Origin of the sequence: Actinosynnema sp. NPDC059335, from assembly GCF_042752395.1 — a bacterium.
GTDB lineage: Bacteria > Actinomycetota > Actinomycetes > Mycobacteriales > Pseudonocardiaceae > Actinosynnema.
The window spans coordinates 6371-13803 of sequence record NZ_JBHYXZ010000198.1 but is presented as its reverse complement, the minus strand read 5'-3'; the positions used below and the strand labels follow the sequence as shown (position 1 = coordinate 13803).

The window sequence follows — 7433 nt, the reverse complement described above, 5'->3', positions numbered from 1 at the left end:
GTCTAGCGCGCCCCGCCGCGGGGGCCCCCCCGCCCGGGGGGCGGGGGGGGTCGGCCCCGGCCCCGGGGGTGTCCCCTCCGCCGGAGCTCCCGGCGGGCGTCCTCCCCCAGGACCTGTCGCGGCTGATGCGGCAGGAGCTGGAGCTGGCCAAGGCGGAGATCCGCGAGGAGGCGACGAAGGCGGGCAAGGCCGCCGGGATGCTCGGCGCGGCCGGGTTCGCCGGGTACATGACCGCGGTGCTGCTCAGCCTGGCGCTGGCGTTCGGGCTGGCCACGTTCCTGGGGCTGGGCTGGGCGACGCTCGTCGTCGCCGTGCTGTGGGGCATCGCCGGGTTCGCCCTGTTCTCCGCCGGCCGCGCCCGGCTGCGCAAGGTCAACCCCAAGCCGGAGCGCACCATCGAGACCCTGAAGGAGGACGCGGAATGGGCCCGTCACCCGACCAAATAAGGCACGACATCGACCGGACCCGGGCCGAGCTGGTGGCCGACGCCAACCGGATCGTCGACCACACCCGGCCCCGCAACATCGCGCAGCGCCGGGTGGACCGGGTGCGGCACCGCATGAGCACGGTGAAGGAGCGAGTCATGGGCACGGTTCCGGAGACCGCCTCGACGCTGCAGGACCGGGCGGCGGGCATGGCGTCCACCGTGGGCGGGCAGGCGCAGGACGCGGCCTCGACCGTCGGCGACAAGGCGCAGCAGGCCGCGTCCGCGGTGGGCGGGAAGGCGCAGGAGGCCGCGCACGCCGTGCAGAACGCGCCGGAGCAGGCCCGGCAGCAGGCCCGGGGCAACCCGCTGGCCGCCGGGCTGATCGCGTTCGGGGCGGGCGCGCTGATCGCCACGCTGATCCCGGCCACGCGGGCCGAGCAGGACGCCGTCCGGCAGCTCGGCGAACGCGCCGGCGGCGCGGTGGAGCCGGTGAAGGAGGCCCTCGCCGAGTCCGCGCAGAAGCTGAAGGAGGAGGCGGGCACGATGGTCGGCGAGGCGGCGGACCAGGTCAAGAACGTGGCCCGGGAAGCCTCGCAGACGACCGCGGAGCAGGCCAAGGGCTCGGCCCAGGAGGTCGGCCAGCACGCCCGCGAGTCCGGCCAGCACGTCAAGTCCGAGACCCGCGACCGGTGACCCCACGCCGCGGGCGGCGCCGGCCCGGTCGGGTGGTGCCGCCCGCGGCGCGCCGGTCCGATCGCACCGGACATCGTCATCCCCCGACGCGGCGCACACCGCCCCGGCGCGGATCGTCGCCCTTCCCCGACCCGGGGCTCAGCCCTCGGCCAGGACCCGCTGCGCCACGGCGAACGCGCGGTTGGCGGCGGGCACGCCCGCGTAGACGCCGACCTGCAGCAGCACTTCCTTGATCTCGTCCGCCGTGACGCCGTTGCGCAGCGCCGCGGGCACGTGCATCGCCAGCTCGCGCTCGTGCCCCAGCGCGGCCAGCAACGCCAGCGTGACGCACGACCGGGTGCGGCGGTCCAGGCCCGGGCGCGCCCACACCTCGCCCCACGCGTACCGGGTGATGAAGTCCTGGAAGTCCGCGGTGAACGCGTCGGCGCCCGCCACGGCCCGGTCCACGTGCTCGTCGCCGAGCACCTCCCGCCGCACCCGCATCCCGTCGTCGAAGCTCACAGGTGCGCCTCCAGGATCGCCGACACCTCGTCCGCCGCCTCCACGTTCGCCAGGTGCGCGGCCGGCAGCAGGTGGAACGACGCGCCGGGGATGGCGTCGGCGATCCACCGCCCGCAGTCCGGCGGCGTGGCCTCGTCCCGCTCGCCCGCGACGACCGCCGTCGGGGCCTCGATCGCGGGCAGCACGGACCGCAGGTCCAGTGTGGACAGCGCGTCGCAGCACGCCGCGTACCCCTCGTCGTCCACTTCGGACAATCCGGCGGCGAACGCGGCCACCACCTCCGGCGACCGCTCGCGGAACGCGGGCGTGAACCAGCGCTCGACCGCGGCGGACGCGATGGAGCCCGTGCCGGACGCCCGCACCGCCGCCGCGCGGTCCAGCCACGGCCGCGCCGCGGGGAACGCGGCCGCCGTGCAGCACAGCACCAGCCGCTCGATCCGCTCGGGCGCGTGCCCGGCGAGCCACATGCCGACCATCGCGCCCAGCGACACCCCGCAGTAGGACACCCGGGCCAGGCCGAGCGCGTCCAGCAGCTCCAGCACGTCGTCGGCGAGGTCGTCGATCCGGTACGGCCCGGCCGGCGCGGGCGACCCGCCGTGCCCGCGGTGGTCGTAGCGCAGCACCCGGAACCGCCGCTCCAGCACGGGGAGCTGCCGCTCCCACATCGCGGTCGTGGTGCCCAGCGAGTTGCCCAGGACCACGACCGGCGCGTCCGGCGGCCCGCTCAGCTCGTAGTGCGGCTTCACCGCCGCTCCCTCCCCCGGTGCGCCGCGAGGGCGCGGTCGGTGAACTCGCCCGCGCCGCCGGTGTACCCGGCCGGGTCGAGCGTCTCGTCCAGCTCCTGCTCCGACAGCCCGATCCGCAGGTCCGCGAGCAGCGCGTCGCGCAGCGGCCGGCCCGCCGCGACCGCGGTCCGGCACACCTCGGCCACCAGCTCCTGCGCCTCGGACCGGCCGACGCGGTCCGCCAGCCGGACGGCCACGTTCTCGGCCATCAGCAGCCCGCCGGTCAGGTCGAGGTTGCGGCGCATGCGCTCCGGGTCCACCCGCAGCCGCGACAGCAGCTCGCGGGTGCCGCGCACGGCGCCGCCGACCAGCCGCAGCAGCTCGGTCACGGTCTGCCACTCGCTGTGCCACGCGCCGGCCGCCCGCTCGTGCTCCTGCGCCATCGCCGCCAGCACCGTCGCCACCAGCCCCGGCACGCGACGCGTGGCCGCGGTCACCAGCACCGCGCGCACCGGGTTGTGCTTGTGCGGCATCGCCGACGACGTGCCGCCGTCGGCCTCGGCCACCTCGGCGACCTCGGTCTGGGCGAGCAGCGCCACGTCCTGCGCGATCTTGGCCAGCACCCCGGACGCCGCGCCCAGCGCGCCCGCCAGCTCGGCCACCCTGGTCCGGTTGGTGTGCCAGGGGATCAGCGGCGCGGCCAGGCCCAGCTCGGCGGCCAGCTGCCCGGTCGGGTCGCCGCCCCGGGGCACCGCCGCGAGCGTGCCCGCCGCGCCGCCGAACTGCACGGCCAGCCGCTCCTCGCGCACGCGGGTCAGCGCGTCCACCGCCTCGTCCACGGCGACCAGCCAGCCGGCGCACTTGAGCCCGAACGTGGTGGGCAGGGCGTGCTGGGTCAGGGTGCGGCCGGCGATGAGGGTGTCGCGGTGCCGCTCGGCGAGCCGTTCGCACTCCGCGGCCACGGCCCGCAGGCCCGCGAGGATCGGCCGCAGCGCGCGGGAGGCGACCAGCGACAGCGCGGTGTCGAGCACGTCCTGGCTGGTGGCCCCGTTGTGCAGGGCCGCGCGGCCCTCGGCGGTGACGTGCGCGCCGATCGCCCGCACCAGCGGCACGACCGGCGTGCCGGAGGTCAGCGAGCCCTCGCCGATCGCCACCGGGTCGTAGTGCCCGACGTCGATGGCGGTGACCACCATCCGGGCCGCCTCCTCGGTCACGATGCCCGCCCTGGCCTGCACGATGGCCAGGGCGCGCTCGAAGTCCAGCATCGCGCGCAGCCACGCCCGGTCGCAGACCTCGGCCTCGACGTCGGGATCGGTGAACAGCGCGCCCCACAGCGAGCGCTCGCCCGGCGACCGGGCTCCGTGCTCAGAGGTCGAAGAAGACGGTTTCATGCTCCCCTTGCAGGTGGATGTCGAAGCGGTAGCCGGGCGGGTCGCTCGCCGCGACGAGCGTGGCCCGCCTGGCCGGGTCGTCGATCGAGGTGAGCACCGGGTCCGCGGCGTTGGCCTCCTCGTCGGGGAAGTAGATGCGCGTGACCAGCCGCACCAGCATGCCCCGGCAGAAGACCGACACGTCGAGGTGGGGTGCCTCCAGGCCGCCTCCGGCCACCGGCAACGGGCCCGGTTTGACGGTCAGCAGCGAGTACCGCCCCTCCGGGTCCGTGGCGCTGCGGCCGAAGCCGCGGAAATCCTTCCAGCGCACCGCTCCGCGCGGGTCGTCGGGGTGGTCGAACCGGCCGTCGGGGTCGGCCTGCCACGTCTCGACCACCGCGTCGGGCACCGGCGCGCCCGCGCCGTCGTACACCGTGCCGCCGATCCGGAACGCGCCGGGCGTGCCCTCCGGCACCACGAACGGGCCGTCCTCCCACACCAGCCCGAAGGAGAAGAACGGGCCGACGGTCTGCGACGGCGTCGTCCGGAGCTCACTCATCGTCGTCCCCCTCGTCCAGCGGTGTCGGGTTCTGGCCGCGCAGCACGATGTCCCAGCGGTAGCCCAGCGCCCACTCGGGCACCGTCGTGTCGAGGTCGAAGCGGGCGACCATCGCCGCGCGGGCCTTCGGGTCGCGGACCGAGTTGAAGATCGGGTCCTGGTCGAACAGCGGGTCGCCCGGGAAGTACATCTGCGTGATCAGCCGCTGCGTGAACGCGGTGCCGAACAGCGAGAAGTGGATGTGCGCGGGCCGCCAGGCGTTGTCGTGGTTGCGCCACGGGTACGCGCCGGGCTGGATCGTGGTGAACGAGTAGCGGCCCTCGGCGTCGGTGACAGTGCGGCCCACGCCGGTGAAGTTCGGGTCGAGCGGCGCGGGGTGGCGGTCGGCGTCGTGCCGGTACCGGCCGGCCGCGTTGGCCTGCCACACCTCCACCAGGGTGCCCGCGACCGGCCGGCCGTCGCCGTCCAGCACCCGGCCGGAGACGATGATCCGCTGGCCCTGCGGCTCGCCCGGGTGGCCGGCGGTCAGGTCGTGGTCGTGCGGCCCGACCCGGCCCTCGCCGAGCAGCGGGCCGGTGATCTCGGTCAGCCGCTGCGGCAGCAGCTCGAACGGCCGGTGCGGCGCGCGCAGCGCGTTCGACCGGTACTCGGGGAAGGACACGGGCGGGTGCGACGGCGTGTCGGAGCGGTAGGTCGGCACCGCGTTCTCCTGTTCGTCGTGCCGAGGCGGGGGGTGGTGGCTAGTGGCGGGTCAGCTCGCGGAGCACGGCGAGTTCGCGCGCGGTCGGCGGCTCGGTGCGGCCCGGGTCGTCGGCGACCCTCAGGTCCCAGCCGGTGCGCTCGCGCGCGGTCGCCGGGTCGACGCCGGGGTGCAGCTCGGTGAGCACCAGCTCGCAGGTGTCGGGGTCGGGCCGCAGCACGCCCAGGTCCGTGATCACGAGCCGCGGCCCGGCGCCGGTGAGGCCCAGCCGTTCCCGCTCCCCCGGTCCCGAGCCGAAGCCGACGGACGTGACGAAGTCGACCCGCTCCACGAACGCCCGCCGGGTCTGCCGCACCACCACGACGACCTCGCGGCACGACGCGGCGATCTCGGGCGCGCCGCCCGCGCCGGGCAGCCGCACGTCCGGCCGGCGGTAGTCGTCGCCGATCACGGTGGTGTTGATGTTGCCGAACCGGTCGAGCTGGGCCGCGCCGAGGAAGCCGACGTCGATCCGGCCGGGCTGCAACCAGTAGTTGAAGATCTCCGGCACGCCGACCACGCCGACCGCGGTGTCGGCCAGCACGCCGTCGCCGATCGACAGCGGCAGCCGGTCCGGCTTCGCGCCGATCGTGCCGGACTCGTAGACCAGCACCAGGTCCGGCGCGTGCGTGCGGCGGGCCAGGTTGGCCGCGGTGCTGGGCAGCCCGATGCCGACGAAGCACACCGCGCCGTCGCGCAACGCCCGCGCCGCCGCGACCGTCATCATCTCGTCGGCGCTGTAGTCCGCGGTCACGCGATGCCCTCCAGCCACTGCGCGAACTTCTCCCGGTCCCGGCTGATCTCGTCCCACGCCACGTAGAAGTCGTTGTCCCGCACGGAGTAGTCGTGCGCGTAGGACGGGTGCGCGCCGCCCGGGACCTCGGCGACGTAGTCCACCACCCAGGACGGCAGCACCACCGCGCCCGGCCGCGGCTCCAGCTCGTCCACGACCTCCTCGACCGTGACCAGCGAGCGGGTGGCGGCCAGCACCGCCTCCTTCTGCACCCCGGTGATGCCCCAGAGCTGGACGTTGCCGTGCCGGTCGGCGCGCTGCGCGTGCACCACCGCGGCGTCCAGCCGCAGCGCGGCGACGGCGGTCAGCACCTCGCCGGTGAACGGGCAGGTCACCGACGCGACGTTGGCGGTGTGGGCGGGCAGGTCGGTGCCGGTGTAGCCGCGCAGCACGGCGAACGGCAGCCCGGACGCCGCGGCGACGTACCGGTTGGCCATGCCCGCGTGGCTGTGCTCCTCCAGCTCCAGCGGTCGCGGCCAGCCGTTGCGCACGGCGTCGCGGAACCGGTGCAGCGAGCCGACGCCCGGGTTGCCGCCCCACGAGAACACCAGCTTGCGGGCGCACCCCGCGCCGATGAGCTGGTCGTACAGCACGTCGGGCGTCATCCGGACCAGGGTCAGGTCCCGCCTGCCCTGCCGGATCACCTCGTGCCCGGCGGCGAACGGGATCAGGTGCGTGAACCCCTCGAACGCCACGGTGTCGCCGTCGCGCACGACCTGGGCGACGGCCTCCGCGAGGGGGGCGATGGTGGCCAATCCGACCTCCGGGTGGACGCGGCCGGAACCGGCGATTCCGTGCGGCGCACGCTATTGAGCGCCGCGTCCGGGGGTCAACGGGATCTTCCACTGACCGGAAGCGCGGACCGGGCCGCGGGATCGACCGGCTTCGCGCGTGACGCCCGGGCGACCGGCCCGGTCGCGTGACCGCGGGCGACGACCCGGGTGCCGCGCCGCTCTCGGACCGGGCGTTCGCCCCCGGCGGACCTGCGCGACGCGCCGGCTCAGCGCGGCAGGTCCCGGCGGTGGGCCGGGTAGGCGGGCCACGGCCCGAGACCCGGCAGCGGCGCGGCGGAGACGGGCGGCCCGTCCGGCGTCCGGCCGGCGAGCCAGGCGGCGAGGTCGCGCACCCCGCCCACGACCTCCGCACGCGCGACCTCCCTGCCCGCGACCTCCCTGCCCGCAACGCCCGCGCCCGCGACCTCCCTGCCAACGCCCGCGCCCGCGACCCACGTGCGCGGCACGTCGGTCGCCCGCAACGCCACCCCGTCCGGCAGGCGCGGCAGCAGGACGCCGACGGTGTGCGTCGCGAAGTCCACGTCCCACTCGGCGGGCCGGACGCCCAGGTCGAGGTCGAGCAGGTGGATCCACACCTCGCGCAGGCGGGTGAACACCGGCGGCAGCGGGTCCTCGACGCCCTCCTCGGCCGGCTCCGACCAGTCCGGGACCGCCGCCCACGCCCGCTCCAGCCGCGCCGAGTGCTCGGCGGTCGCGGCGCGGTGGGCCTCCCCGCCGCGCGCCGCGGGGGGGGCGCAGATAGCGTCCCCCCCCCCCCGGGGCCCCCACCCGGGGCCCCCCCGGACACCGGCACACCCCTCCACCGCACGTGTGCTAGCGTCCGTCGCATACC

General features: G+C 76.1%; 10 protein-coding genes. 2 read left to right on the top strand and 8 right to left on the bottom strand.

What is annotated here, in order from left to right:
- Nucleotides 1–125 precede the first annotated feature (125 nt).
- Together ACFXGA_RS36335 and ACFXGA_RS36330 are read left to right on the top strand one after the other, a co-directional pair.
- Nucleotides 126–446, top strand: coding sequence for a phage holin family protein (locus ACFXGA_RS36335; protein WP_378096359.1), 321 nt, complete (start codon nt 126–128; stop codon nt 444–446).
- Nucleotides 422–1120, top strand: a complete 699-nt coding sequence (locus ACFXGA_RS36330) for a DUF3618 domain-containing protein (protein WP_378096356.1) — start codon at nt 422–424, stop codon at nt 1118–1120. Before ACFXGA_RS36335 ends, ACFXGA_RS36330 begins: the two co-directional genes overlap by 25 nt.
- Nucleotides 1121–1258: 138 nt before the next feature.
- On the opposite strand, the gene pcaC is transcribed toward ACFXGA_RS36330, so the two are convergent.
- From pcaC to ACFXGA_RS36290, 8 genes are all read right to left on the bottom strand, one after another.
- Nucleotides 1259–1621, bottom strand: a complete 363-nt coding sequence (gene pcaC, locus ACFXGA_RS36325) for a 4-carboxymuconolactone decarboxylase (RefSeq protein ID WP_378096353.1) — start codon at nt 1619–1621, stop codon at nt 1259–1261.
- Nucleotides 1618–2367 carry a 3-oxoadipate enol-lactonase gene (gene pcaD / locus ACFXGA_RS36320; RefSeq protein ID WP_378096350.1) on the bottom strand — a complete coding sequence of 250 codons (750 nt, stop codon included), beginning with the start codon at nt 2365–2367 and terminating at the stop codon, nt 1618–1620. The genes pcaC and pcaD overlap by 4 nt, the downstream gene beginning before the upstream one ends.
- Complete coding sequence (gene pcaB / locus ACFXGA_RS36315) at nt 2364–3737, bottom strand: 3-carboxy-cis,cis-muconate cycloisomerase (RefSeq protein ID WP_378096347.1); 1374 nt, start codon at nt 3735–3737, stop codon at nt 2364–2366. Before pcaB ends, pcaD begins: the two co-directional genes overlap by 4 nt.
- Nucleotides 3712–4275 (bottom strand): protocatechuate 3,4-dioxygenase subunit alpha, encoded by a 564-nt coding sequence (pcaG, locus tag ACFXGA_RS36310; protein ID WP_378096344.1) that lies wholly within the window; start codon nt 4273–4275, stop codon nt 3712–3714. The genes pcaB and pcaG overlap by 26 nt, the downstream gene beginning before the upstream one ends.
- Nucleotides 4268–4975, bottom strand: a complete 708-nt coding sequence (pcaH, locus tag ACFXGA_RS36305) for a protocatechuate 3,4-dioxygenase subunit beta (RefSeq protein WP_378096340.1) — start codon at nt 4973–4975, stop codon at nt 4268–4270. The genes pcaG and pcaH overlap by 8 nt, the downstream gene beginning before the upstream one ends.
- Nucleotides 4976–5015: 40 nt before the next feature.
- Complete coding sequence (locus ACFXGA_RS36300) at nt 5016–5741, bottom strand: CoA-transferase subunit beta (protein ID WP_378096365.1); 726 nt, start codon at nt 5739–5741, stop codon at nt 5016–5018.
- Nucleotides 5742–5764: 23 nt separating this feature from the next.
- Complete coding sequence (locus tag ACFXGA_RS36295) at nt 5765–6562, bottom strand: CoA transferase subunit A (protein WP_378096337.1); 798 nt, start codon at nt 6560–6562, stop codon at nt 5765–5767.
- 245 nt (nt 6563–6807) lie between these two features.
- Entirely contained in the window at nt 6808–7404 is a 597-nt protein-coding gene (locus ACFXGA_RS36290) for a maleylpyruvate isomerase N-terminal domain-containing protein (protein ID WP_378096362.1), read from the bottom strand.
- Nucleotides 7405–7433: the final 29 nt, after the last annotated feature.